This window comes from Ruegeria sp. AL2 (genome assembly GCF_056540845.1).
Genome location: NZ_JBQFXM010000005.1, coordinates 65,772 through 90,471, shown reverse-complemented (window position 1 = coordinate 90,471; position 24,700 = coordinate 65,772). Strand labels below are relative to the sequence as shown.

25 protein-coding genes are annotated in these 24,700 nt (G+C 59.9%); 19 read left to right on the top strand and 6 right to left on the bottom strand.

The window, feature by feature from the left end; all coding sequences use genetic code 11:
* The first annotated feature begins 1 nt into the window (after position 1).
* The 7 genes from ACR0ID_RS09190 to ACR0ID_RS09160 all read left to right on the top strand — a co-directional run bounded on the left by ACR0ID_RS09190 (position 2) and on the right by ACR0ID_RS09160 (position 7,254).
* Positions 2-817 carry a cytochrome c oxidase subunit 3 gene (locus ACR0ID_RS09190; RefSeq protein ID WP_480495164.1) on the top strand — a complete coding sequence of 272 codons (816 nt, stop codon included), beginning with the start codon at positions 2-4 and terminating at the stop codon, positions 815-817.
* Between the two features lie 156 nt (positions 818-973).
* A complete protein-coding gene (locus ACR0ID_RS09185) occupies positions 974-1,651 on the top strand; it encodes an SURF1 family protein (RefSeq protein WP_480473693.1) in 678 nt (225 codons plus the stop codon).
* Complete coding sequence (thrC, locus tag ACR0ID_RS09180) at positions 1,648-3,036, top strand: threonine synthase (RefSeq protein ID WP_480604982.1); 1,389 nt, start codon at positions 1,648-1,650, stop codon at positions 3,034-3,036. The genes ACR0ID_RS09185 and thrC overlap by 4 nt, the downstream gene beginning before the upstream one ends.
* On the top strand, positions 3,033-4,295 hold the full coding sequence (locus ACR0ID_RS09175; protein ID WP_480604980.1) for a M16 family metallopeptidase: 1,263 nt from the start codon (positions 3,033-3,035) through the stop codon (positions 4,293-4,295). Before thrC ends, ACR0ID_RS09175 begins: the two co-directional genes overlap by 4 nt.
* Entirely contained in the window at positions 4,295-4,879 is a 585-nt protein-coding gene (locus tag ACR0ID_RS09170; protein WP_209505614.1) for a GNAT family N-acetyltransferase, read from the top strand. Before ACR0ID_RS09175 ends, ACR0ID_RS09170 begins: the two co-directional genes overlap by 1 nt.
* A gap of 102 nt (positions 4,880-4,981) precedes the next feature.
* Complete coding sequence (locus ACR0ID_RS09165; RefSeq protein ID WP_480604978.1) at positions 4,982-5,800, top strand: MBL fold metallo-hydrolase; 819 nt, start codon at positions 4,982-4,984, stop codon at positions 5,798-5,800.
* 38 nt (positions 5,801-5,838) lie between these two features.
* Positions 5,839-7,254 carry an FAD-binding oxidoreductase gene (locus tag ACR0ID_RS09160; protein WP_480604976.1) on the top strand — a complete coding sequence of 472 codons (1,416 nt, stop codon included), beginning with the start codon at positions 5,839-5,841 and terminating at the stop codon, positions 7,252-7,254.
* A 42-nt stretch (positions 7,255-7,296) separates the two neighbouring features.
* Here the strand turns inward: ACR0ID_RS09160 and ACR0ID_RS09155 are convergent, their stop codons facing one another.
* Entirely contained in the window at positions 7,297-7,836 is a 540-nt protein-coding gene (locus ACR0ID_RS09155) for an adenine phosphoribosyltransferase (RefSeq protein WP_480473688.1), read from the bottom strand.
* Positions 7,837-8,161: 325 nt separating this feature from the next.
* Between ACR0ID_RS09155 and ACR0ID_RS09150 the strand changes: the two genes are divergently transcribed.
* Entirely contained in the window at positions 8,162-8,335 is a 174-nt protein-coding gene (locus ACR0ID_RS09150; RefSeq protein ID WP_209505622.1) for a hypothetical protein, read from the top strand.
* A gap of 7 nt (positions 8,336-8,342) precedes the next feature.
* Here ACR0ID_RS09150 and ACR0ID_RS09145 read toward each other — a convergent pair whose 3' ends face one another.
* The gene (locus ACR0ID_RS09145) at positions 8,343-8,972 is read right to left on the bottom strand and encodes a LysE family translocator (RefSeq protein ID WP_480604974.1); all 630 of its coding nucleotides are present in this window, start codon (positions 8,970-8,972) and stop codon (positions 8,343-8,345) included.
* A gap of 251 nt (positions 8,973-9,223) precedes the next feature.
* Between ACR0ID_RS09145 and ACR0ID_RS09140 the strand changes: the two genes are divergently transcribed.
* Positions 9,224-10,072: an alpha/beta hydrolase gene (locus ACR0ID_RS09140; RefSeq protein WP_480604972.1), complete on the top strand. Its 849-nt coding sequence runs from the start codon at positions 9,224-9,226 to the stop codon at positions 10,070-10,072.
* Positions 10,073-10,074: 2 nt separating this feature from the next.
* On the opposite strand, the gene ACR0ID_RS09135 is transcribed toward ACR0ID_RS09140, so the two are convergent.
* Complete coding sequence (locus ACR0ID_RS09135; protein WP_480604970.1) at positions 10,075-10,947, bottom strand: S-methyl-5'-thioadenosine phosphorylase; 873 nt, start codon at positions 10,945-10,947, stop codon at positions 10,075-10,077.
* A gap of 66 nt (positions 10,948-11,013) precedes the next feature.
* Positions 11,014-11,574 carry an invasion associated locus B family protein gene (locus ACR0ID_RS09130; RefSeq protein ID WP_480473682.1) on the bottom strand — a complete coding sequence of 187 codons (561 nt, stop codon included), beginning with the start codon at positions 11,572-11,574 and terminating at the stop codon, positions 11,014-11,016.
* 165 nt (positions 11,575-11,739) lie between these two features.
* Between ACR0ID_RS09130 and ACR0ID_RS09125 the strand changes: the two genes are divergently transcribed.
* A complete protein-coding gene (locus tag ACR0ID_RS09125) occupies positions 11,740-13,374 on the top strand; it encodes a SulP family inorganic anion transporter (protein ID WP_480518881.1) in 1,635 nt (544 codons plus the stop codon).
* 135 nt (positions 13,375-13,509) lie between these two features.
* Here ACR0ID_RS09125 and ACR0ID_RS09120 read toward each other — a convergent pair whose 3' ends face one another.
* Positions 13,510-14,115, bottom strand: coding sequence for a flavin reductase family protein (locus ACR0ID_RS09120; RefSeq protein WP_480604968.1), 606 nt, complete (start codon positions 14,113-14,115; stop codon positions 13,510-13,512).
* A 72-nt stretch (positions 14,116-14,187) separates the two neighbouring features.
* Here ACR0ID_RS09120 and ACR0ID_RS09115 point away from each other — a divergent pair, with 72 nt between their 5' ends.
* The 5 genes from ACR0ID_RS09115 to ACR0ID_RS09095 all read left to right on the top strand — a co-directional run bounded on the left by ACR0ID_RS09115 (position 14,188) and on the right by ACR0ID_RS09095 (position 17,250).
* On the top strand, positions 14,188-14,682 hold the full coding sequence (locus ACR0ID_RS09115) for a GNAT family N-acetyltransferase (protein WP_480554457.1): 495 nt from the start codon (positions 14,188-14,190) through the stop codon (positions 14,680-14,682).
* A gap of 52 nt (positions 14,683-14,734) precedes the next feature.
* Positions 14,735-15,478, top strand: coding sequence for an EcsC family protein (locus ACR0ID_RS09110; RefSeq protein WP_480554455.1), 744 nt, complete (start codon positions 14,735-14,737; stop codon positions 15,476-15,478).
* A gap of 140 nt (positions 15,479-15,618) precedes the next feature.
* Entirely contained in the window at positions 15,619-16,080 is a 462-nt protein-coding gene (locus ACR0ID_RS09105) for an NUDIX hydrolase (protein WP_480554454.1), read from the top strand.
* 72 nt (positions 16,081-16,152) lie between these two features.
* The gene (locus ACR0ID_RS09100) at positions 16,153-16,608 is read left to right on the top strand and encodes a DUF1178 family protein (protein WP_480554453.1); all 456 of its coding nucleotides are present in this window, start codon (positions 16,153-16,155) and stop codon (positions 16,606-16,608) included.
* A 3-nt stretch (positions 16,609-16,611) separates the two neighbouring features.
* Entirely contained in the window at positions 16,612-17,250 is a 639-nt protein-coding gene (locus tag ACR0ID_RS09095) for an SDR family NAD(P)-dependent oxidoreductase (protein ID WP_480604966.1), read from the top strand.
* Here ACR0ID_RS09095 and ACR0ID_RS09090 read toward each other — a convergent pair.
* Positions 17,244-17,600 (bottom strand): hypothetical protein, encoded by a 357-nt coding sequence (locus ACR0ID_RS09090; protein ID WP_480604964.1) that lies wholly within the window; start codon positions 17,598-17,600, stop codon positions 17,244-17,246. The two genes, ACR0ID_RS09095 and ACR0ID_RS09090, sit on opposite strands and share 7 nt — an antisense overlap.
* Before the next feature lie 165 nt (positions 17,601-17,765).
* Between ACR0ID_RS09090 and ACR0ID_RS09085 the strand changes: the two genes are divergently transcribed.
* The 4 genes from ACR0ID_RS09085 to edd all read left to right on the top strand — a co-directional run bounded on the left by ACR0ID_RS09085 (position 17,766) and on the right by edd (position 24,697).
* On the top strand, positions 17,766-19,004 hold the full coding sequence (locus ACR0ID_RS09085) for an aspartate kinase (protein WP_480473670.1): 1,239 nt from the start codon (positions 17,766-17,768) through the stop codon (positions 19,002-19,004).
* Between the two features lie 46 nt (positions 19,005-19,050).
* Positions 19,051-21,294, top strand: a complete 2,244-nt coding sequence (gene ptsP / locus ACR0ID_RS09080; protein WP_480473669.1) for a phosphoenolpyruvate--protein phosphotransferase — start codon at positions 19,051-19,053, stop codon at positions 21,292-21,294.
* A 149-nt stretch (positions 21,295-21,443) separates the two neighbouring features.
* Positions 21,444-22,889, top strand: coding sequence for a glucose-6-phosphate dehydrogenase (gene zwf, locus ACR0ID_RS09075; protein WP_480473668.1), 1,446 nt, complete (start codon positions 21,444-21,446; stop codon positions 22,887-22,889).
* Positions 22,890-22,891: 2 nt separating this feature from the next.
* A complete protein-coding gene (gene edd / locus ACR0ID_RS09070; RefSeq protein ID WP_480604962.1) occupies positions 22,892-24,697 on the top strand; it encodes a phosphogluconate dehydratase in 1,806 nt (601 codons plus the stop codon).
* The last annotated feature ends 3 nt before the right edge of the window (positions 24,698-24,700 follow it).

Below are 24,700 nucleotides of genomic sequence, written 5' to 3'. Positions count from 1 at the left end.
GATGGCACATGCTAAAAACCACGATTATCACATTCTGGCCCCGTCGATCTGGCCTCTGATCGGCGCCGTCGGCGGCTTTGTCATGCTGTTCGGAGCCGTTCTCTGGATGCAAGGCATCACGCCCTTCATGTTCTGGGCCGGTCTGGCAGCGGTGCTTTATACGATGTTCGCCTGGTGGTCGGATGTGGTCGCAGAAAGCCGTCAGGGCGATCACACGCCTGTTGTCCGCATCGGTCTGCGTTACGGCTTCATCCTGTTCGTCATGTCCGAGGTGATGTTCTTTTTCGCCTGGTTCTGGTCGTTCTTCAAACATCGCATGTATCCGATGTACGACTATGCAGGCACCGAATACATCCAGCCGGATATTCATGCCGTTGACCCGTTCCACTTGCCGCTGATCAACACTCTGGTCCTGTTGCTGTCAGGCTGTGCGATCACCTGGGCGCACCATGCACTGGTGCATGACAATGACCGCAAGGCGCTGATCAATGGTCTGGCCATTGGCATCGTGCTGGGCATCGCCTTTACCTTCTTGCAGGGCTATGAATACGCCGAACTGCTCATGCATGAAGGCTGGGAATTCGGCGGTGACCAGTTCTATTCCAACTTCTTCATGGCAACGGGTTTCCACGGCGCACATGTGATCATCGGGACGATCTTCCTGACCGTCTGCCTGATCCGCGCGCTGAAGGGTGACTTCACCCCGGAAAAACACGTCGGGTTCGAAGCTGCGGCTTGGTACTGGCACTTCGTTGATGTAGTCTGGCTGTTCCTGTTCTTTGCCGTCTACATCTGGGGTCAGGCTCCGCTGATGTAACGCCGATCAGACCGATCAGTTGCAAAAGCCGCCCCAAGGGGCGGCTTTTTCTCTATGCGGGGCGCAAGATTGCGCTCCATACAATTGCGTGGTTGCAATTCAGCCCGCACGCCCCTTAACAAGACGCCGGTTCCTGCAAAGAAGTTTGGTCCTGACATGCGCCGTATCCTGTTCCTGCTGATCTTCGGCCTCGCCGGTTTGGGCGTGCTGCTGTCGCTGGGCTTCTGGCAGGTGCAGCGCCTGGCATGGAAGCAGGACGTTCTGGCCGAGATCGAAGATCGGATCTCGGCCACGCCGGTTTCCCTGCCGCCGCAGGTTTCGGTGGATCAAGACAAATACCTGCCGGTAACTGCGTCGGGCGAGATGGAGCCTGCGGAGATCCATGTTCTTGTGTCGCTCAAACAGGTCGGTGCGGGGTATCGTATCATTCAGCCGTTCAATACCGAGGGCCGGACCATTCTGATTGACCGGGGGTTCATCCCGACCACGGCCAAACAGGCCGGGCGGCGCAACGGCCAAATGGAGATTACCGGCAATCTGCATTGGCCAGATGAAATCGACAGTTACACGCCCGCACCTGATCTTGATGCCAACATCTGGTTCGCCCGCGATGTGCCCGCGCTTGCGGCTGCACTGGGCGCGGAGCCTGTTCTGCTGATCGCCCGTTCGCAAACCGATCCGAATGTGACACCGCTGCCGGTGGACACGGCGGGCATACCAAACGATCACCTGCAATATGCAATCACCTGGTTTGGTCTGGCTCTGGTCTGGGCAGCGATGACCGGGTACTTCCTGTGGCGCAGCCGTGCCAATTCTGAAAGTGACGCGACATGAAATATATCTCGACCCGCGGGCAGGCGCCCGAACTGACGTTTGAAGAGGCAATGTTGACCGGGCTTGCCCGCGACGGTGGCCTGTATCTGCCCGCCGAAATCCCGGTGATGTCGCAGGACGAGATCGCGGCGCTGGCCGGATTACCCTATGAAGAAATCGCATTCCGCGTGATGTGGCCCTATGTCAGCGGCTCATTCGCCGAGGCTGAGTTCAAGGCGATCATCGCCCGCGCTTATGAAGGTTTCGGCCACGATGCCCGCGCGCCATTGAAGCAGCTGAACGAGAACCACTTCCTGCTGGAACTGTTCCACGGCCCCACACTGGCCTTCAAGGACTTTGCCATGCAGCTGATCGGCCAGTTGTTCCAGGTGGCGCTGAAACGCCGTGGTGACCGTGTGACCATCGTCGGCGCGACCAGTGGGGATACCGGTTCAGCAGCGATCGAGGCGTTCCGCGGGCTGGACGCGGTGGATGTGTTCATCCTGTTCCCGCATGGCCGCGTGTCCGAGGTGCAGCGTCGACAGATGACGACGCCTGCGGACAGCAATGTACATGCTCTGGCCGTGGATGGCGATTTCGACGATTGTCAGGCTGCGCTGAAAGACATGTTCAACGATTTCGACTTCCGCGATGGCGTGAAACTGGCGGGTGTGAACTCGATCAACTTTGCCCGCGTCTTGGCGCAGATCGTTTATTACTTCTCGGCCGCCGTCAGTCTCGGCGCGCCGCATCGCAAGGTCAGCTTCACGGTGCCAACCGGCAACTTTGGCGACATCTTCGCAGGCTATCTGGCCAAGCGTATGGGGCTGCCGATTGACCGCCTTGTGGTGGCGACCAACCAGAACGACATTCTGCATCGCTGCCTGACAGGCGAGGGGTATTTCAAGGGTGAAACCATCCCTTCGATCAGCCCGTCGATGGATATTCAGGTCAGCTCGAATTTCGAACGCGCGCTCTATTATGCCTATGGTGAAGATGGCGGGGCCGTCGCACAATTGATGGATGAGCTGAAAAAGGGTGGTTTCAATATCAGCCAGGGTGCGATGGAAGCGCTGCGTGAGTATTTCGATTCGGGCCGTGTGTCCGAAGAGGAAACGTTGGCCACGATCAAATCCACGCTGGCGCACAGTGCCGAACTGGTCTGCCCGCACACCGCCGTGGGCATCAAGGTTGCCGAAGAGCACCGCGCGGCAGACGTTCCGATGATCACGCTGGCCACCGCGCACCCGGCGAAATTCCCGGCCGCGGTCGAGAAGGCGAGTGGCGAACATCCGCCTCTTCCCTCCCGCATGTCTGATCTGTATGAACGTCCGGAACGGGTGACCCGCATCGCCAATGATCTGGTTGCCCTTGAGGATCATATAAAAAGGCACATCGCTGAGTGACTGTCAGACAAGACCAACTGAAGAACGGGTTTCGTATCGTCAGTGAGCACATGCCGGGGCTGCAATCAGCGGCCATCGGCATCTGGGTAACCGCCGGTGGGCGGCATGAGCGGATCGAGCAGAACGGCATCGCGCATTTCCTTGAGCATATGGCGTTCAAGGGAACCGAGCGCCGTTCGGCCTTGCAGATTGCCGAGGCGATCGAGGATGTGGGCGGCTATATCAACGCCTATACCTCGCGCGAGGTGACGGCGTATTATGCACGCGTTCTGAAGGACGACGTAGCGCTGGCGATGGATGTCATCGGCGACATCGTTCTGAACCCGGTTTTCGATCCGCGCGAGATCGAGGTCGAGCGGGGCGTGATCCTTCAGGAAATCGGTCAGGCCCATGACACGCCCGACGATGTGATCTTTGACTGGCTGCAGGAGCAGAGCTATCACGACCAGCCCCTGGGCCGGACGATCCTGGGCCCAACGGAGCGGGTGAGTGCCTTCTCGCGTGAGGATCTGTCGGGCTTTGTGACGGAACATTATGGCCCCGAACAGATGATCCTGTCTGCAGCAGGTGCTGTGGATCACGATATGCTGATGAAACTGGCCGAAGAGATGTTTGGCCATCTGCAATCCCGTAAGGGTCTGATCCCCGAGGTTGCACGCTTTACCGGTGGCGAAGCCCGGCAGGTAAAAGAGCTGGAACAGGCGCATTTCGCTCTGGCGCTGGAAAGCCCCGGCTATCGCGACGATGCGATCTATACGGCGCAGATCTATTCGACCGCATTGGGCGGTGGCATGTCTTCGCGCCTGTTTCAGGAAGTGCGTGAAACACGTGGGCTGTGCTACACGATCTTTGCGCAGACCGGTGCCTATGCCGATACCGGAACAACCACGATCTATTCCGGAACTTCGGCCAATCAGGTGGCCGAGCTGGCGACGATCACGATCGATGAGATGAAGCGCGCCGCCGAGGACATGAGCCCCGAAGAGGTCGCCCGTGCCCGCGCCCAGATGAAGGCCGGGATGCTGATGGGGCTGGAAAGCCCGTCGAATCGGGCTGAGCGTCTGGCGCGGCTGGTGCAGATCTGGGGACGGGTACCTTCGCTGGAAGACACGGTCGCCAAGATCGATGCGGTCAGCACCGAAGACGTGCGCGCCTTTGCCGAAACCATGGCTGTTCAGGCCCCGGCGGCGCTGGCGCTTTACGGACCGGTCGCAGACGCACCGACATTGGCGGACTTGCAGGAGAGGCGTGCAGCGTGATGCTGTTGGGCAGACGCAAGCTGAAACTCGAGACCGCGCGGCTCAGCTTGCGCCCGCCTGTACATTCCGATTTCAATGATTGGGCAGCGTTGCGGCGCGCCTCAAAAGGTTACCTGACCCCGTGGGAGCCGATCTGGGCCAAGGATCACCTGAGCCGCAAATCCTTTACCAATCGGGTCTACTGGGCTCAGCGCTCGGTCGCGAGTGGCACAGCAATCCCGCTTTTCCTGTTTCGCCGTGAAGACAATGTGTTGGTCGGGGCGATCACGCTGGACAATATTCGGCGCGGCCCTGCGCAGGCCGGAACCCTGGGTTACTGGACCGGTGAATCCTTTGCCCGTCAGGGATACATGCGCGAAGCGATCGGCGCGATGGTGCATCACGCCTTTACCCGTCTGGATCTGAGCCGGATCGAAGCCGCGTGCCTGCCGGAAAACCGCGCGTCGCGCGGTTTGCTGGAAAGCTCAGGCTTCAAATATGAAGGCGTGGCGCAGTCATATCTGCAGATCAACGGGCGATGGCGGACGCATGTTCTCTATGCCAGCCTGCGGTCCGACCGGCGCGGCAAGACAGACGCGGGCTAGGGGGCTCTGCCCCCGTCGCGGCAAGCCGCACCTCCCCCGGGATATTTTTGGCCAGATGAACAAGGGGCATGACTTGGTGGCGAACTGCGCTACACTTCGGGTATGCGCTGGTTGGTTGCGGCATTGATGGTGATTTCGGGCGGGGCCGTGGCGCAGGAGCGGCGGCCGAGCCATTGTATCGCTATCGCCGATGCTGCGCCGGGGATCGAATATCTGCACAAAGCTGCGTGGCAGGACCCGGTACCGGAGTTTTCGGTGCGCATCAGCTATGTTGCGCATGCCGCCTTTATGATCCAGACCCGTGGCGGGTTGAATGTGGTGACCGATTTTACCGGGTTCATCGGGGGTGCCGATCTGATTCCCGATGTGGTGACAATGAACCATGCTCACGACACCCATTGGACGGCGCATCCCGACCCGGCGATCCCGCATGTCCTGCCAGGATGGGGAGAGTTCGGGCAGGGGATCGAACATTACCTGGATCTGGGCGAGATGCTGATACGCAATGTCCCGACCGATATCCGCTCGGCCTATGGCGGGGTAGAGGAACGCGGCAACTCGATCTTCGTGTTCGAGGTCGAAGGTCTGTGCATCGGTCATCTGGGACATTTGCATCATGTACCTTCAGACGAACAGTTTGCTGCGCTGGGTCGGTTGGATGTGGTCATGGCCGCCGTCGATGGCGGAACAACCATGCCCTTGCCTGACATGATCTCGGTTCTGAAGCGGCTGAAAAGCTCGGTGGTCATTCCGATGCACTGGTTCTCGGAGTTTTCGCTGGATCGCTTCCTCGTGGATATCCGGGATGAGTTCCCGGTTGAACGTGACGGCGTGTCCGAGATCACCGTCTCACTGCGTGACTTGCCGGACCGGCCAACGGTTGTCGTGCTGGAGCCGCGCTATCTGATTGATCTGGAATAAGGCTTGCCGTGGAGGAATCGGTTGGGCATTGAAAGCGTATGAGTTTGAACCCCGCTGATGACTGCATTGCCACGCTGATCTGCTCGAAACTGGGCGATCAGGTGCTGCGCCCGGTGACTGACCGGTATCTCGAAGAGCCGCGCGGGCGATATGCCGGACAGGCTGGCCTGCTGGCCTTGCCCCGCACAACCGAGGAGGTCTCGGTACTGGTGCAGTTGGCGTCCGAAATGCGTGTTCCCGTGGTGCCCTATGGCGGCGGAACCGGTCTGGTCGGGGGGCAGGTGATGCCGCATGGGCCAGCGCCCCTTGTGATTTCGCTGGAGCGGATGACGGCCATCCGGTCCGTCTATCCCACCGAAAACGTGCTGATTGCCGAGGCCGGTGCCATTTTGCAGGACGTCCAAGCCGCGGCCGAAGCGCAAGACCGCCTGTTTCCCTTGACGCTGGCGGCGCAGGGATCCTGTCGGATCGGGGGCAACCTGTCCACCAATGCGGGAGGCGTCAACGTCTTGCGATATGGCAATGCGCGCGACCTGTGCCTTGGGCTCGAGGCCATTCTGCCCAACGGTCAAATCTGGCATGGTCTCAGCCGGTTGCGAAAGGACAACACAGGCTATGACCTGCGCAACCTGCTGATCGGGGCCGAGGGCACGCTTGGGATCATCACTGCAGCCGCACTCAAGCTGTTTCCCCGGCCTGCCGGGATCGGGACGGCGATGTTTCAGGTGGCGTCACCCGAAGCCGCCATTTCCCTGCTGGCCCTGGCGCGTGATCGCGTGGGCGAGGCTGTCAGCACTTTCGAACTGATCCACCAGCAAGGGTTAGAGTTCTTGTCCGAGGTTCTGCCGGACGTCCGGCAACCGTTTAAGACACCGCCAGAGTGGAGCGTTCTGATCGAGTTGGGGCTGGCTCCGGGGCAGTCTCCGTCCGACGCGCTGGAGGATATCTTTGTCCGGGCGCAAGCACTTGGGCTGGTTCAGGATGGCGTGATTGCACAAAGCGAGGCGCAGCGCGGTGAGTTGTGGGCCGTGCGCGAGCGTATCCCCGAGGCCAACCGCCTGATCGGCTCGGTGTCGAGCCATGATATCTCGATCCCGATCTCAGGAATTCCGGATTTTGTGCGCCAAGGGGAAAAGGTGATTTCCAGTCTCGGGCCGTTCCGGATCAATTGCTTTGGCCATCTGGGGGATGGCAATCTGCATTACAATGTCTTTCCCCCGGAGGGGCAGCGCCGCGCGGAATTTGAAGGTCAGAGCGCCGTGGTCAAGCGGGCCGTGCATGATCTGGTCCACGCTTTTGACGGTTCGGTCAGCGCGGAACATGGCGTGGGCCGCACGAAAACGAGCGATCTGGAACGCTATGGCGATCCGGTAAAGCTAGATGCGATGCGGGCCATCAAGGCGGCGCTGGACCCCCATGGCATCATGAACCCCGGCGCGGTGCTGAAGGCGTGAACCTGACCCCGACCCTTGTTTCGCTATCCGAAGCTTGCCGCGTTAAAGCCCTTCGAATTCGCACAGGACATGCACGTCCATGCCCATATCTTCCAGTAGCTTGCGACCACCGAGGTCAGGCAGGTCGATAATGAACGCGCATGAGACGATCTCACCGCCCAAACGCTCGATCAGTTTGATGCCCGCCGCCGCAGTGCCGCCTGTGGCCAGCAGGTCGTCAACGACAAGGATCTTTTCCCCCGGTTGGATAGCGTCGTCGTGGATCTCGACAATCGCTTCACCATATTCCAGCTTGTAATCCTGGCTGATCGTTGTGCCGGGCAGCTTGCCTTTCTTGCGGATCGGCACGAAACCTAGGCTCAGTTGATGCGCAATCGCACCCCCAAGGATAAAGCCCCGCGCCTCGAGGCCGACAACCTTGTCGATGCGTTCCCCGGCATAGGGGTGCAGCATCTGGTCAATGGCCATCCGAAATCCGCGCGGGTCGGCAAACAGCGTCGTCACATCGCGAAACAGGATTCCTTCATGCGGGAAGTCGACAATCGTCCGGATGTAGTCTTTGACAGTCTTGTTCCTTGACATGAACCAACCTTTTTCCGCTTCAAATACCAAAACGTGTTTGGCCCAAGAGGGTTAGCCATGCAAGGAACAATTCATTCGCGCGATCACCAGCGGCGCTAAACCACAGCCTTGGGCAGCCCGTAATACTGGTGAAGTGTGACAGGTGGCAAAGACAAGTGCGGTTTACGCCAATTGCGTTGATTTCGCAAAAGAAAGGCTCGTGTGGTTCGAAGGTTCATTGCCATTTCCGTTCCGGTGCTGTTAAGTGCCAGATAACGACAATCACTATGCTATGTATACACAATGCATCGCCTAAAGTAACAAGCATTTGCTAGGAGCAACGCGCGTGCCAAAGAAAGACGGCAAGGGATCGACAAAGAAAAACAGCCAGCTGGTTCTGCGCCTGGACAAGGATGAACGCGACGCGTTTGTCGAGTTGTGCAGGGAGCTGGATACGTCTGCGGCCCGCGAAATCCGCCGGTTTATCCGCGGGTTCATGAAGGAAAACGCCGAAAACTGAAAAGGGATCAGGCCGGACGGCGTAGAACTGCCGTAACGACACCCATCCCGATCAGGGTCAGCCCGCCAAACCGCGTCATCCCCGTGATCACGCTGGCGCGGCCAATCAGCCGCCGCAACCGGTCGGCCAGCAACGCATAAGCCAGGGCATTCAGCCAGGCCAGTCCGACGAAAGTGGCGATCAGGATGGCAAATTGCGGCCCCAGTGGTTCAGCCGGGCGCAGGAACTGCGGCACAAAGGCGATGAAAAAGGCGATGGATTTCGGGTTCAGTGCCGTGACAGCGGCCGCATGTCCAAACACGCTGCGGGGGGTGATATCCCGCCCGGTCGCGACCGTTCCCAGACTACTTGCCGGTGCGCTGCGCAGCAGTTTAATCCCAAGCCAGACCAGATAGGCCGCACCGACCCATTTGAGGACGGAAAACAAGGTGGCCGAGGCCAGAACAAGCGCCCCCAAACCCAGCAAAGACGCCGTCATCGCCACAAGATCCCCCACTGCGACCCCTGTGGCCGAGGCCACGGCAACGCTGCGCCCCTTTGACAGCGCATAGCTCAGCACCAGCAATACGGTCGGGCCGGGGATCAGAAGCAAAGCAGTGGAGGCGGCGACAAAGGCCAGCCAGAGTTCAAGCGACATGGTGTCTCCTGTAAAGGTGTCGTCACACCAAGCCCTTGTATGATGCCAACGTCAAGCATCTGCCTTGATCGTTTGGCTGTTTTTGTGGCGACAAGATCGAGCACCTGTGCGTTTCTCGCATCTGAATCGCAAAGCTCATAGATTTAGGCAGTGTGACAAGGACTTGAAGTTTGGATGAAGCTTTGCTCATTCATCTTGAAACGGTCCTGAACCTGCCCAGACTAAAAGGCACAACATTGCAGGAGGCAAAGGTGCAGATCCAAAGTACAGATGTCAATTCGTTGAAGCGGATCAATCGCATCAAACGGTTGCTGCTTGGCCTCATGCTGGCCGGGGGCGTCGTGTATGGGATCATCGTTGGATACATGTACTTCAACCAGCAATCGCTGCTTTACAAGCCAGATGGTGAATTGCCTGATCCAGCCTCGGTTTCTTTGGCGGATATCGATGTGCTTTCACTGCCTATGTCCGATGGTACGGTTCTGACGGTTTGGGCCGCGCCGGCAGCCGTCGAAGGTGCCCCGACCGTATTGTTCTTTCACGGCCAGAGCGGCAATCTGAGCGACCGCGCGGCCCGATTTCAAGAGATACTGAACAGCGGCTACGGGCTTCTGGCGCCCAGCTTTCGCGGGATTCCGGGAAGTACAGGCGCGCCGTCCCAAGCAGGTTTGATCTCGGACGGATTAGAGTTGTTTGACCATTTGCGTAGGGCCGGAGAGCCAGTTGTTCTACACGGCCAAAGCCTTGGTACAGGAGTGGCTGCGGCGGTTGCGGCGCAACGGCCCGAGGCCGAGATGCTGGTGCTGGAAGCGCCATTTACTGCGACTGTGGATGTGGCGGCTGAACGCTATCCTTGGTTGCCCGTAGCGTCACTGATGCGCGACCAGTTTGCCACCCGCGACATCATCGGGACAATCGAGATGCCGACGTTGATCTTCCACGGCACAGATGATCAAACCGTTCCAGCGCATCACGGCGCGCGCCTTGCCGAGATGGGCGGTGAGAGGGTCGAGTTTTTCTCGATTCCCGGCGGAACCCACAACGACTTGTGGTCATACGGCCTGTGGCAGACCGTTCAAGACCGCCTGCCACAGAACTGATTTCAGAGAATTCGCCCGGCCACCGCGTCCAGTTTGGCCAGCAGCGCCGGATCGCGCTTTTCGGGCGCGGTGAGGATGGCATATTCCAGCGCCCGGTCACAGCCATGCGGGCAGGGCGCGCGGTCAGCCCCCAACAGGGCGGGAAGGCCCATGACCAGTGCACGGCCCTTGTCGGCATTGCCGGTCAGGGTCGCAATGATGGTGGTCACATCCACTTCACCATGATCCGGGTGCCAGCTGTCAAAATCGGTGACCATCGCTATCGAGGCATAACAAAGCTCGGCTTCGCGGGCGAGCTTGGCTTCGGGCATGTTGGTCATGCCGATCACGTCACATCCCCATTGCTCGCGATACATCTTCGATTCAGCAAGAGAAGAAAACTGCGGCCCTTCCATCGCCAGATAGGTGCCGCCGCGATGGATCGTGATACCGGCAGCCTTGCCCGCGGTCTCACAGGCGTCCGACAGGCGCGGGCAGGTCGGATGCGCAACACTGACATGGGCGACGCAGCCTGTTCCGAAAAAGCTCTTGTCGCGCGCAAATGTCCGGTCGATGAACTGATCGACGATGACAAAATCGCCCGGTGCCATGTGTTCGCGAAACGACCCGCAGGCCGAGACCGATATCACATCCGTCACACCAAGCCGTTTCAGTGCGTCGATATTGGCGCGATAGGGCACATCGGTGGGCGAATGCACATGCCCGCGCCCATGGCGCGGCAGAAAGGCCATCGCGACACCGTCCAGCGACCCGGTCAGGATCTGATCCGAAGGTGCCCCCCAAGGGGTATCGACACTGACCCAGTCCGCATTTTCCAGCCCATCGATGTCATAGATGCCTGATCCGCCGATAACGGCAATCCTGGTTTGGGTCACTGTCCTGCTCCGCCTGAGATACTGATATTGAGTTTGTGCGGGTTCGACCCGAAATTGACAAGAGGTCTATTCCTGTTTTGCCAGCAGGTTACGCTGTTGAGATTGCGTGTTGAAATCCGTCCAGGCGGCTCCAAACTCATCCAGAGGCCACGTCAGGTCTTGCGATTGACCATGCCTGTCACGAAACTCAAAACGATACGCATCCCCGTTCAGCATGGCATCCAGCAGGCCGTCGGCGCGATGATCCTCGAACGTACAGCTTAACCCTGTCAGGCAACCGGGACGCCGCGTGCGCCAGATCACATCCTGATCTTTCTCTATGCGGAATCCAGAAGGGTTGAAGAATGTACCCGGCTCAATTCCAAACTCGATTTTGAATCCATCTGGCTCAGGTGTGATGAACATGAACTGCGCCGCAAATTTCGGACGCAAGGAAAACACCTCAGCGCGCCTTATGTAACAGCGCTGCACCAAAGCACCGGCTTCCTCACGCTCGTCACAAATCGAATTCCAGATGCCGAAAATTTCATGGTGCGTGACACGCCAGTTTCCAGCCGTGTCATTCCCTTGCAAGTCCTGTGCAAAGGCGGGCAGGGCCGATAGAAATATGAGGGCAATCCAACGCATGAACTCACATTTGGGTGCTTGATCCGGGTGCCGCAAATCACGTTGCCGAGAGGCAAGTTATGCGCTGTGCGCATGGCTGCATCCCACCTCCTGCGGTGGCTTAACAGCGGCGCGCCCGCTACAACGACCCCTTCGCGCGAACATAATATCCTATAGGACTGTCCAATGCCCCGAGCCTTGCTGGCAAGTTTTGCCAACCGTATCGCCATACCCGATCTGCGCTGGGTGCCGGATGAGGGGCTGACCTTCTCTCGCCTGCGGATCGAGCTGCTGTCCGGCTTGACCGTGGCCCTCGCGCTGGTGCCCGAGGCCGTGGCCTTTGCTTTTGTGGCAGGCGTGCATCCGCTGGTGGGCCTCTATGCCGCGTTCCTTGTGGGGCTCATCACCGCGTTGATCGGCGGGCGACCCGGCATGATCTCGGGAGCGACGGGCGCGCTGGCGGTCGTCATGGTGGCTTTGGTGGCCGAACATGGGGTCGAATACCTGTTCGCGACGGTGGTTCTGATGGGGATCCTCCAGGTTATAGCCGGGGCGATGCACTGGGGCCGCTTCATCCGACTGGTGCCGCACCCGGTGATGCTGGGCTTTGTGAATGGCTTGGCCATCGTGATCTTTCTGGCCCAGATGGGCCAGTTCAAGGTGCCGGGTACCATGGAAAACACCGGTCACGGCATGGGTGGTGGAGAATGGCTCTCGGGTGCGCAGCTATACACCATGCTAGGCCTTGTGGCACTGACAATGGCGGTGATCTGGGTGGTGCCGCGCATCACGCGTCTCATTCCAGCACCTTTGGCCGGTATTCTGGTTGTCGCTGCGCTGGTGATCGGTCTGGGGCTGGATGTCCCGCGCGTCGGTGATCTGGCCTCGATCGAAGGTGGCCTGCCTGCCTTCCACATCCCGATGGTTCCGCTGAACTGGGGCACGCTTGAGATCATCCTGCCCTACGCCGTCATTCTGGCTGCGATTGGCCTGATCGAATCCCTGCTGACCCTGAACCTTGTGGGCGAGATCACCGGCAAGCGCGGCGGGGCTTCTCAGGAATGTATCGCGCAAGGTGCGTCGAATATCGTGACCGGCTTTTTCGGTGGCATGGGTGGCTGCGCGATGATCGGTCAGTCGATGATCAACGTGAAATCCGGTGGCCGGACCCGCATCGCGGGGATCGCTGCGGCGCTGTTTCTGCTGACCTTCATCTTGTTTGCCTCACCGCTGATCGAACAGATCCCGCTGGCCGCGCTGGTTGGGGTGATGTTCATGGTGGTGATCGGCACCTTTGCGTGGAACTCGTTCAAGATCCTGCGCAAGGTTCCACTGACCGACGCCTTTGTCATCGTACTGGTCACTGTCGTGACAGTGATGGAAGACCTCGCGGTCGCCGTTGTTGTCGGCGTCATTGTCTCGGCTCTGGCCTATGCGTGGAACAACGCCAAGCGCATCCACGCGGTCACCCGCGACTCGGCGACCGAAAAAGGGGCGAAGGTCTATGAAATCCAGGGACCGCTGTTCTTTGGGTCATCGGATGGCTTTATCGAACTTTTCGATGTGCCGAATGACCCGGAAACCGTCATCGTCGATTTCGCTGAAAGCCGTGTGGTGGACCAGTCGGCATTGCAAGCCATCGAAAACATCGCGGCCAAATACGAGGCCGCGGGTAAACGCGTCATGCTGCGCCACCTGAGCCGGGATTGCCACAAGCTGTTGAACAAGGCAGGCCACCTGATGGTCGACAGTGATGATGACCCGGATTATGAACTTGCCGTCGATTATTCGGTCCGTACCGGCATTCTGGGCGGCCACTGATCCTTTTGCGAGGCTCTGCCTCGCGCTCCGGGATATTTGAAGCCAGATGAATGAAGGATCCCTGCTTCATCTGGCCAAAAAATATCCCGGGGGAGCCGCCCGGAACGGGCGGTGGGGGCAGAGCCCCCGACAACCTCAATCATCCGGGCGATTGAGCGAGAACAGCTCGGACACGACCGAATAGTCCCGGTATCCAAGCCGCGCCAGAGGTTTGAACGAGGTTACGTCGAACTTGCCCTCCCGGATGTGGTCGTCGAGCAGATGAACGCCTGTCACTTCGCCAAACACGACGCGGTTGGCCGTGCCGGGCAGGGTCACGATCTGGGTGAGCTTGCATTCCAACGCCGCCGGGGCACCTTGTACGCGGGCACAGGGGATGGTTTCACATTCGACCGGGGTTAATCCGGCATGGGCAAATTCGTCCACCTCCTTGGGAAGGCTGGCCGAGCTGGCGTTCATCGCATCCTGATGCGCAAGCGCTACAACATTCACGCAGAATATACCTGTCGCCTCGATATTGGCGATACTGTCCTTGCCGCCGATCTGATCGTGTTTCGTGCCGGTTGTGGCAAACATCACCTGCGGCGGTGTGTAAGCAACCCCGTTGAAAAAGGAATAGGGTGCCAGATTGTTGATCCCATCCGCATCACGGGTCGAGATCCAGCCGATCGGGCGTGGCGTGATAATGGCGTTGAACGGGTTGTGCGGCAGGCCGTGGCCGTCTTCGGGGCGGTAGAACATCATATCTCCAAGCGTTTGCCCAAGGCGTAACGAAGTGCTAGGGCGATTTCCAGCAAGGAAAAGAGGGCAAACGTGCAGCAATTCGGGATCAGGCCGGAAGAGCCGGACGATTGGTGGGAAGTCGAGGCCCTATACGATCTGTGCTTTGCGCCGGGCCGTGAGGCGTTGTCGTCCTACCGGTTGCGCGATGATGTGCCGCCGGTTGCTGGTCTGTCTCTGGTCGCGCGCGACGGTCAGGGCATTCTGGCCGGGGCGATCCGCTTCTGGCCTGTCCATGTAGGCGAACACGATGCATTGTTGCTGGGGCCCGTTGCCGTGCACCCTACCCATCAGGGCGAGGGTCTGGGCGGATATCTGATCCATGCCGGTGTTGAAGCCGGGCGAAAACGCGGGTGGCAGCGGGTCATGCTGGTCGGTGACGAACCCTATTACAGGCGATTTGGTTTTGCGCGGCTGCAAGGTGTCGAGATGCCGCCGCCCACCAACCCGGACCGGGTGCTGGGGCTGGAACTGGCGCCCGGGGTCTGGTCCGGAGTTCATGGGGCCGTCACCCGCTGGACCCGCTGACCTATTGAATCGACACGGCTCAACGCCGATGTTGATAGGCAGGAGGACGCACATGCAGAACGTGGTTCTTGTCGAAAACGTGGATGCCGAGGCTGAACTGGATCGTTTGGCGGGTTATTACCGATCTGCCGGAGGGGCCGGTGTCAAACTGCTGAACAAGCTGGGCGGATCAGCCGAGTCACTGCTCGAGCAATTGCCCGAACCGGTTCGGAACGGCCTGACAGGGGCTACCGAGCAGGCGTTGTGGTTTGCGATGCACGCGGCTCAGGGGTCCCGGCGTGCGATCCCTGATCAGCAGCCCTGGGTCAATACCGCGCTTACCACGGCCATGGGTGCGGCCGGTGGGCTGGGCGGTGTATCAACAGCCCTGATGGAGCTGCCTGCAACAACCGCCATGCTGCTGCGTGCCATTCAGGGGGCCGCCGCGCGTGAAGGTTTCGACCCGTCCGCCGAGAACGTAAAGTTCGATTGTGTGCGGGTTTTGTCCGCATCGGGCCCGCTGTCGCATGATGACGGAGCGGATTTCGGCTTTTTCTCGGTGCGCCTGACACTGACCGGTCCGGCCATGCAGCGTCTGATTGCTGCCGTGGCACCACGCTTTTCGATCGTGCTGGGGCAAAAACTGGCGGCACAGTCCGTCCCGGTGCTCGGCGCATTGGCTGGTGGTGGAACGAACTATGTCTATTCGCGCTATTACCAGCAGATCGCGCGTGTGCATTTCGGCCTGCGAAGACTGGCGGTTGACGCCGATATCCCGCATGACGAGCTGGTGAAGCAGCTGTCAGCCCGCATGTGATCAACAAATGCGCCGTCACGCCAGACTTGGCGGACACCACTTCATATGGTAGTTTTTCAAGAAAATGGCGCTAAATAGGCGTGTCATGCGCGCCTATAAAGCCAACGGGTCCGTTGCCCGAACAAAAGGTGCGTCGCGCAATGAATGCAAGACCGGTGCCGCGTGTATTGACTGAGACTGCGGAACACCCTGTTTTGCGGCAATCTTCTGCCCTGTGTTATCGGATCCGGCATGGTCAGCCAGAGGTTTTGCTGATCACGACGCGCCGGGCCCAGCGCTGGATTATCCCCAAGGGGTGGCTCATCCCCGGGCTGACCCCATCAGAAACCGCAGTGCAGGAAGCTTGGGAAGAAGCGGGCGTGACGGGGCGATGCAGCACAGCGGGGCTGGGGCAGTTTCTGCACCTCAAGCATAGCCCAAATCAGCCCCCGACCTTGATACTGGTTGATGTTTTTGCGCTGCATGTACAGGTTATGTCGCAGGATTTCCCTGAACAGCACGAGCGCAGGCGCAAGTGGTTTGCGCCTAAAAAGGCAGCTCAAAAGGTCGGATCACCCGAGCTAGCCGATTTGTTACGCGACTTTAAGACATATACACATTAAGATAGTTCCAGAGAGGCTTGATATTGTCAGTCTGGTCGGTATCTATTCGCCAATCGCAATTTTGGACTGAACATGATTCAATACGCGTTGAAATGCAGTGAAGGCCACACATTCGACAGCTGGTTTCAATCCGCAGAAGCCTTTGACAAGCTGGCCTCTGCCAGGATGGTGACCTGCGCGATCTGCGGATGTACGCAGGTTGCGAAGGCGATCATGACACCGCGTGTCCGTCCGGCCCGGAGTGCGCAGGGAAAACCTGAAAACGCGCCTGCATCCAATGAACAGATCAACGTCGCCACCCCCTCGCCTGAGATCGCGAAGGTTCTGGCCGAGTTGCGCCGCCATGTGGAAAAGAACTCGGACTACGTTGGCAAGGATTTTGCAAGCGAGGCGCGCAAGATGCATCTGGGAGAGGCGCCAGAGCGTTCGATCTATGGTGAAGCCAGACCGGATGAAGCGAAATCGCTGATCGAAGATGGCGTGCCGGTGGCACCGCTGCCGTTTTTGCCCAGCAGAAAGACCAACTGATCCATGCATGTTGTGATCACCGGTGCCAATCGCGGTATCGGCCGCGCCCTTGCCACGCGCTACGACACCCGCGGTGACGCGGTCACCGGAACCGCGCGCGATGGCAGCGCGCAGGTGCGTCTGGACGTGGCGGCCCCTGCCCAACAGGCGGCAATGGCCGAACAGCTGAAAGGCCAGCCCGTTGATCTGCTGGTCTGCAATGCCGGGGTCTATCTGGACAAGGGGCACACGATCGACGGCTACCCCGCCGAAATGTGGGCGCAAAGCTTTGCCACCAACGTGACCGGCGTTTTCCTGACCGTTCAGGCCTTGTTGCCCAATCTGCGTGCCGCAGGCGGCAAAGTCGCGATCATCTCGTCGCAGATGGCGTCTCATACGCGGGCACCGGGGGGCAGCTATATCTACCGTGCCTCCAAGGCGGCGGCGTTGAATCTGGGGCGGAACCTGGCGACGGATCTGAAAGCCGACGGGATCGCCGTGGGCATCTATCATCCGGGCTGGGTACAAACCGACATGGGCGGCGCGGCCGCCGATATTGATGTCGATCAGGCCGTCTCGGGCCTGATGGAACGCTTTGAGGCCCTGTCGATCAGTTCAACCGGCTGTTTCGAGACCTATGACGGGCAGGCACACGCTTACTGACGGGTCAGCGCAGCTTTGGGAATTTCATAGACTTCACCGGGTTCAATATAGATAACCATCAAATCACCGCGCGTTTCATACGACATCTTCGAGGTGGAACTGCTGGAGTCCGGCACGCCTTCCTTGAAATAGATGCGGCGCACCTCTCCTCCACCAAGAGCAACCGCAAGCGTTATCGTGCCGTCGTCATGGCGGCGCAGTTCCGCATTGCAGCTTTGCATCGGGTCACCGGCATTTGCGGCGCAGGGCACTTTGCCCAGTGCATTCTTTCCGTCCGTTCCGGCCACACTGGCAACCTGGGCCAGTACAGGCGACGACAACAAAGTAACGGCAAGGGCTAGGCGAAACATGGGGAACCTCTTGATTTGGTTGTTACTCGCAGGCTGACACCGCACCTGCGCAATGTAAAGCGGCCCTGTGCCACAGGCGGGTCCTGTTTGCGCTCTTGCTCTTGGGGTGCCCCTCGCTTATGAGGCTCGGGACCTCTAATCCAAGGCGCGGAGACATTTGCCCCCATGCCCGTACTCGTTATGAAATTCGGCGGCACTTCGGTCGCCAACCTGGACCGCATCCGCCGCGCTGCCAAGCGTGTTGGTGTCGAAGTTGCCAAGGGCTATGACGTGATCGTCATCGTCTCGGCCATGTCGGGCAAGACCAACGAGCTGGTGGGCTGGGTGAACGAGACGTCGCCGCTGTTTGATGCACGCGAATACGATGCTGTTGTATCTTCGGGCGAAAATGTCACCGCTGGCCTGATGGCTCTGACATTGCAGGAAATGGATGTTCCGGCGCGCAGCTGGCAGGGCTGGCAAGTGCCGCTGCTGACAACCAGTGCGCATAGCCAGGCGCGGATCGAAGACATCCCGACCACGAACATCAACCAGAAATTCGGCGAAGGCATGAAAGTGGCCGTTGTGGCCGGGTTTCAGGGGCTCAGTCCCGAAGGCCGCATCACAACGCTGGGCCGGGGTGGCTCGGACACCACTGCTGTGGCTTTTGCCGCGGCGTTTGGTGCGGAACGCTGCGACATCTATACCGACGTGGATGGTGTCTATACCACCGATCCGCGCATCTGCGAAAAGGCCCGCAAGCTGCACAGGATCTCGTTCGAGGAAATGCTCGAACTGGCGTCGCTGGGCGCCAAGGTGCTGCAGACCCGCTCGGTCGAGTTGGCAATGCGCTACAAGGTGAAACTGCGCGTTCTTTCAAGTTTCGAAGAACAATCCGACGAGGCCGGTACGCTGGTCGTTGACGAGGAGGATATCATGGAATCCAATGTTGTGGCCGGTGTGGCCTATTCCCGTGACGAGGCCAAGATGACCGTCGTTTCGGTGGCGGACCGTCCCGGTATCGCCTCGACCATCTTCACCGCGCTCAGCGATGAGGGCGTCAATGTCGACATGATCGTGCAGAACATCTCGGACGAGGGACGCACGGACATGACCTTCTCGTGCCCCACCGATCAGGTGGTCCGTGCCGAAAAAGCGCTGCTGGCGATCAAGGACAAGGGCGAGCTCAACTATGCCGAACTGGTCGCCGATACCGGTGTCTGCAAGGTTTCGGTGGTGGGAATCGGTATGCGCTCGCAATCGGGTGTTGCGGCCAAAATGTTCAAGGTACTCTCGGATGAGGGGATCAACATCAAGGTCATCACAACCTCCGAGATCAAAATTTCCGTTCTTATCGACAGGAAATACATGGAACTTGCCGTTCAGGCACTGCATGATGCCTTTGAACTGGACAAGGCGGCCTGAGCTGATCGGCCAAGGGTTTCGCCTGACACACTGAATTGGTTGGGCCATGGCAGACGGCACGGAAACAGAATCCCGCAAGCTGCTGGGGCGGTTGCGCGAGGCGATGGCCAGCGAAGCCGCTGGGCAGGAGCGTCTTGATCAGATCACTCATCTGATCGCCGACAGCATGCGCAGCGAAGTGTGCTCGATATATCTGTTCCGCGATGAAGAGACCCTGGAACTCTGTGCGACCCAAGGGCTTGCGCCGGAATCGGTACACCAGACCCGGATGCGCATGGGCGAGGGGCTGGTGGGCCGGGTCGCCAAGACCGGCAAGGTGGTCAACACCCCGGACGCGCCGTCTGAAAAAGGGTTCCGGTATATGCCGGAAACCGGGGAAGAGCGGTTTTCGTCCTTTCTCGGCGTGCCGGTGCAGCGCCTTGGGGAAAAGCTGGGTGTTCTGGTTGTCCAGTCCCGCAAAGCGCGTGAATTTTCCGCCGACGAGATCTATGCGCTGGAAGTGGTGGCCATGGTGCTGGCCGAAATGGCCGAACTGGGCGCCTTTGTCGGCGAAGGCGCGGCCTTGTCGCCACGGCACCAGCAATCGGTTCTGCTGCGCGGCGGCCCGGCGCAGGAAGGTTCCGCCGAAGGCCATGTCTGGCTGCATGAACCCCGCGTGGTTGTCACCAATCCGATCGCCGAAGACCCGCACCGGGAACGCGAACGTCTGAATGAGGCAGTAGAAGAGCTGCGCGTCGGTGTCGACAAGATGCTCGAAATTTCCCGGGATGGTGATACCGAACAGCTCAAGGTGCTGGAAGCCTACCGGATGTTTGCCAATTCCAAAGGCTGGATGCGCCGGATGGAAGAGGACATTGCCCTGGGGCTCAGCGCCGAAGCCGCGGTCGAGAAAGAACAATCCCAGGCGCGCGCCCGGATGGGGCAGGTGTCTGATCCCTATCTGCGCGAACGGCTGGCGGATCTTGACGATCTCAGCAACCGTTTGTTGCGCATTCTGACCGGGCAGGGAAAAACCGACAGCGCCGATCTGCCACCCGATCCGATTCTGGTCGCGCGCAATATCGGCCCCGGCGACCTGTTGGAATACGGTCGGGCGCTGAAGGGGATCATCCTCGAAGAAGGTTCAGTCGGCAGTCACGCTACCATTGTGGCCCGTGCGCTGGCGATCCCTCTGGTGGTCCATGTGGGCCGGATCACGACCGAAGCGCTGAACGGCGACCACGTGCTGGTGGATGGCGATCAGGGCGTTGTTCACCTGCGTCCGGAAGACAGCGTGGTCAGCGCCTTCCGCGACAAAATCGCGATGCAGGCCAAGGCACAGGAACGCTATGCCTCGATCCGCGAAACCCCCTGTGTCACTCGCGACGGAACGCGCATCAATCTGGTGATGAACGCGGGTCTGATGGCCGACCTGCCATCGCTGGGAACGTCAGGTGCCGAGGGTGTTGGCCTGTTCCGAACCGAGCTGCAATTCCTGATCCGCAATAAGATGCCCAAACGGTCCGAGCTGGTCACTCAGTACCAGCGGGTTCTGGATGCCGCGGGCGACAAAAGGGTGGTGTTCCGCACGCTCGATATCGGGTCGGACAAGGTACTGCCCTATATGAAACACGTGGCCGAACCCAACCCGGCCCTGGGTTGGCGCGCCATTCGTGTCGGTCTGGACAAACGCGGCGTGATGCGGATGCAGTTGCAGGCCCTTCTGCGCGCCGCCAATGGTCGCCCGCTGACCGTCATGTTCCCCTTTGTCGCGCAGGCCGAGGAATATCGCGAAGCCCGCTGGGAAGTGAACAAAACCATCGAACGCGAAAAGCGACTGGGCCACGTTCTGCCCGAAACGCTTGAAGTCGGCGCGATGCTGGAAACCCCTTCACTGGCCTTTGCGCCGCAAAAGTTCTTTGACGAGGTCGATTTCATCTCGATCGGTGGGAATGACCTCAAGCAGTTCTTTTTTGCCGCTGACCGCGAAAATGAACTGGTCCGCCGCCGCTATGACACGTTGAATGTCAGTTTCCTGAGCCTGATGGAACGCATTGTCGAACGCTGCGGGCTTTCGGACACTCCGCTCAGTTTCTGTGGCGAGGATGCGGGCCGTCCGGTCGAGGCGCTGTGCCTTGCGGCCATGGGTATTCGCACCCTGTCTATGCGCCCGGCGTCGATTGGTCCGGTCAAAAGCCTGTTGCTGCGGTGCGACCTGATGGAGGTGCGAAAAATCATCGCCGACGCGCGCCATCGCGGCGAACAATCCGTACGTCCGGCCGTGATGGAATGGCTGCGCAGTCAGGTATAGCCCTCAAAACCTCGCTTTTTGGGGAAACTATGCTTGATTTTTTCGCGCAGGCTTTCTATCACGCAGGCAATGTTAGCGGTAACAGTGTGCCGCAGAGCCGTTTCATGCCGTGCTGAACTGATATCGGCAAACTCGAGAAGGAGCCTGTGATGGTTTCACGCGTAATTCCGGTAGAGCCGTTCGATCTTGTGTTGTTCGGCGCGACCGGGGATCTGGCGCAACGTAAGATCTTGCCGGGCTTGTACCATCGGTTCGAGGTCGGCCAGATGCCCGATGGGGCGCGGATCATCGGCACGGCGCGCTCGGATATCGACAGCGACGAATTTCGCGATCAGGTCCGCGCATCGATGCAGGAATTCGCACCAAAGTTCAAAAAGGACACGCTGGACCGGTTCCTGTCTCATGTTGAATACGTGCCGGTGGATGCACTGGGCGATGCCGGATGGTCCGATCTGTCCAAGCTGCTGCGCCCCGACGTGGTGCGGGCCTTTTACCTGTCGGTGGGTCCCAGCCTGTTTTCGGGCATTGCGCAGCGCCTGCATGACGCCGGTCTGGCCACGCCGGACAGTCGCATCGTTGTTGAAAAGCCTTTCGGTCATGACCTTGCCTCGGCCAGGGCGCTAAACGAAGGCTTGCGGGCGTGTTTCAAGGAACACCAGATTTATCGGATCGACCATTATTTGGGCAAGGAAACCGTGCAGAACCTGATGGCGCTGCGCTTTGCGAATTCCCTGTTCGAGCCGCTTTGGAATTCGACCCATGTCGACCATGTGCAGATCACCGTGGCGGAAACCGTCGGGGTCGAAGGGCGCGGGGCCTATTACGATCAATCCGGCGCGATGCGGGACATGATCCAGAACCATCTGGTGCAGTTGCTGTGCCTAACCGCGATGGAACCTCCGTCAAAGTTCTCTCCCAACGCGGTGCGTGACGAGAAGGTCAAGGTGATCGAGGCGCTGGAACCGGTCGAACCCAGGGATATCGCCCGTGGTCAATATCGCACGGGCAAGGGCGGTGACGGATACCTTGATCACGTTGGCAACCCCGCCAGCCGCACCGAAAGCTTCATTGCGCTCAAGGTCCATATCGGCAACTGGCGGTGGGCCGGGGTGCCGTTCTACCTGCGCACAGGCAAACGCCTGCGCGCACGTGCCTCTGAAATCGCGGTGTTCTTCCGCGACCCGCCACACACGATCTTTCCCAATGTCGGCCCGTTGCACGGCAACGTGCTGGTGATCCGCCTGCAACCAGACGAAGGCATCACCCTGCGCACGACGATAAAGGAACCGGGGCAGGGCGGGTTCCGCCTGTCCGATGTTGCTCTGGACATGAGCTTTGCCGACGCGCTGGGTGATGACTCGCAATCCCCGGACGCATATGAACGCCTGATCATGGATGTCATCCGGGGCGATCAGACCCTTTTCATGCGCGGGGACGAGGCCGAGGCCGCCTGGGCCTGGGTCGATCCCATCATTCACGGCTGGGAACAGCGCGGGGACAAACCCGCCAAGTACGATCAGGGCAGTTCAGGCCCCGAAGAAGCACTGATGCTGATGCATCGCGATGGGCGTCGCTGGCGTCAGATCGGAGGGTAATCATGGTTCACTCTGTCATTTCCGACGTCACCAAACGGATCATCGACCGCAGCGCCGATCTGCGCGGCCCCCATATCGACCGGATGGAACAGGCCAGATCCAAAGGTCCCGCCCGTGCGCACCTGTCCTGTAGTGGTCAGGCCCATGCCTATGCGGGTGCGGGTGAAGACCAGCAATCCATGGCCACCGGCACGGCGGGCAATCTGGGCATCGTCACCGCCTATAACGACATGCTGTCCGCCCATCAGCCCTTTGAAAGGTACCCCGCCCTGATCCGCGATGCGATCCGCGCCGCCGGAGGTACTGCTCAGGTCGCAGGTGGCGTGCCAGCCATGTGCGACGGTGTCACCCAAGGTGAAGCAGGGATGGAATTGTCGCTGTTTTCACGCGACGTGATTGCTCTGGCAACTGGCATTGCGCTCAGCCACAACACCTATGACGCGGCAGTCTTCCTCGGCGTCTGCGACAAGATTGTCCCCGGTCTGATCATCGGCGCGCAGGCGTTCGGGCATCTGCCTGCCGTGTTCCTGCCCGCAGGGCCAATGACCAGCGGTCTGCCCAATGACGAAAAGGCCAAGGTTCGCCAGAAATTCGCTGCCGGAGAGGTCGGGCGCGACGAACTGATGGCCGCCGAAATGGCCGCCTATCACGGCCCTGGCACCTGCACTTTCTACGGCACCGCAAATACCAACCAGATGCTGATGGAGTTCATGGGCCTGCACCTTCCGGGCTCCAGCTTCGTCAATCCCAACACGCCCTTGCGCGACGCGCTGACACAAGAGGGCGCGCGCCGCGCCCTGTCGCTCAGCGCGCTGGGAAACAGCTATACCCCGGTTTATCAGGTGCTCGACGAACGGGCCTTTGTGAACGGTATCGTCGGCCTGATGGCGACCGGAGGCTCGACCAATCTGCTGATCCACCTGATCGCCATGGCGCGTGCCGGGGGCATCGTGCTGGATTGGCAGGATTTCTCGGATATCTCCGCCGTGGTCCCGCTGGTCGCACGGGTCTATCCCAACGGTCTGGCCGACGTGAACCACTTCCACGCCGCAGGCGGGCTTGGGTTCACGATCGGCACGTTGCTCGAAGAAGGCTTGCTGCACCCCGATACGCTGACCGTCGCCGGGCAGGGCCTGCACAATTACACGCGCGAGCCCAAGCTAATCGATGGTGAGCTGACCTGGCAGGACGGCGCTGGCCACAGCCTGAATGACAAGATCGTCCGCCCCGCCCGCGACCCGTTCCAGCCCACCGGCGGCTTGTCGCGCCTGACCGGCAATCTGGGCACCGGGGTCATGAAGGTCTCGGCCGTCGCCCCCGAACATCAGGTGGTCGAGGCTCCGGTCCGCGTTTTCCACGACCAGGACGCGGTCAAGGCAGCCTTCAAGGCGGGCGAGTTCACCGGTGACGTCATCGTCGTCGTGCGCTTCCAGGGCCCCAAGGCCAACGGGATGCCGGAACTGCACTCGCTGACGCCCATGCTGTCGATCCTGCAGGGCCGGGGCCAGAAAGTGGCGCTGGTCACCGATGGCCGCATGTCTGGCGCATCCGGCAAAGTACCCGCCGCCATCCATGTCGTCCCCGAAGCGCTCGACCGTGGCCCCATTGCATACCTTCAGGATGGTGACATCCTGCGCGTCGATGCGGTCAGGGGTGATCTGGAAATCCTCACCGCTGGTGTTCTGGACCGCGCGCCCGTCACCGCCGACCTGTCCGCCAATCAACACGGTGCGGGGCGCGATCTTTTTGGTACGTTCCGCCAGAATGTCGGCTCGGCTGACACCGGTGCCAGCATTTTCGGAGTTTAATCT

Excerpts from the sequence above, each read along its gene's own strand:
- ACR0ID_RS09190 (WP_480495164.1), top strand. The coding sequence starts at position 2 with ATGGCACATGCTAAAAACCACGATTATCACATTCTGGCCCCGTCGATC.
- ACR0ID_RS09185 (WP_480473693.1), top strand. The coding sequence starts at position 974 with ATGCGCCGTATCCTGTTCCTGCTGATCTTCGGCCTCGCCGGTTTGGGC.
- thrC (WP_480604982.1), top strand. The coding sequence starts at position 1,648 with ATGAAATATATCTCGACCCGCGGGCAGGCGCCCGAACTGACGTTTGAA.
- ACR0ID_RS09170 (WP_209505614.1), top strand. The coding sequence starts at position 4,295 with ATGCTGTTGGGCAGACGCAAGCTGAAACTCGAGACCGCGCGGCTCAGC.
- ACR0ID_RS09165 (WP_480604978.1), top strand. The coding sequence starts at position 4,982 with ATGCGCTGGTTGGTTGCGGCATTGATGGTGATTTCGGGCGGGGCCGTG.
- ACR0ID_RS09160 (WP_480604976.1), top strand. The coding sequence starts at position 5,839 with ATGAGTTTGAACCCCGCTGATGACTGCATTGCCACGCTGATCTGCTCG.
- ACR0ID_RS09155 (WP_480473688.1), bottom strand. The coding sequence starts at position 7,836 with ATGTCAAGGAACAAGACTGTCAAAGACTACATCCGGACGATTGTCGAC.
- ACR0ID_RS09145 (WP_480604974.1), bottom strand. The coding sequence starts at position 8,972 with ATGTCGCTTGAACTCTGGCTGGCCTTTGTCGCCGCCTCCACTGCTTTG.
- ACR0ID_RS09130 (WP_480473682.1), bottom strand. The coding sequence starts at position 11,574 with ATGCGTTGGATTGCCCTCATATTTCTATCGGCCCTGCCCGCCTTTGCA.
- ACR0ID_RS09125 (WP_480518881.1), top strand. The coding sequence starts at position 11,740 with ATGCCCCGAGCCTTGCTGGCAAGTTTTGCCAACCGTATCGCCATACCC.
- ACR0ID_RS09120 (WP_480604968.1), bottom strand. The coding sequence starts at position 14,115 with ATGTTCTACCGCCCCGAAGACGGCCACGGCCTGCCGCACAACCCGTTC.
- ACR0ID_RS09110 (WP_480554455.1), top strand. The coding sequence starts at position 14,735 with ATGCAGAACGTGGTTCTTGTCGAAAACGTGGATGCCGAGGCTGAACTG.
- ACR0ID_RS09105 (WP_480554454.1), top strand. The coding sequence starts at position 15,619 with ATGAATGCAAGACCGGTGCCGCGTGTATTGACTGAGACTGCGGAACAC.
- ACR0ID_RS09100 (WP_480554453.1), top strand. The coding sequence starts at position 16,153 with ATGATTCAATACGCGTTGAAATGCAGTGAAGGCCACACATTCGACAGC.
- ACR0ID_RS09095 (WP_480604966.1), top strand. The coding sequence starts at position 16,612 with ATGCATGTTGTGATCACCGGTGCCAATCGCGGTATCGGCCGCGCCCTT.
- ACR0ID_RS09090 (WP_480604964.1), bottom strand. The coding sequence starts at position 17,600 with ATGTTTCGCCTAGCCCTTGCCGTTACTTTGTTGTCGTCGCCTGTACTG.
- ACR0ID_RS09085 (WP_480473670.1), top strand. The coding sequence starts at position 17,766 with ATGCCCGTACTCGTTATGAAATTCGGCGGCACTTCGGTCGCCAACCTG.
- ptsP (WP_480473669.1), top strand. The coding sequence starts at position 19,051 with ATGGCAGACGGCACGGAAACAGAATCCCGCAAGCTGCTGGGGCGGTTG.
- zwf (WP_480473668.1), top strand. The coding sequence starts at position 21,444 with ATGGTTTCACGCGTAATTCCGGTAGAGCCGTTCGATCTTGTGTTGTTC.
- edd (WP_480604962.1), top strand. The coding sequence starts at position 22,892 with ATGGTTCACTCTGTCATTTCCGACGTCACCAAACGGATCATCGACCGC.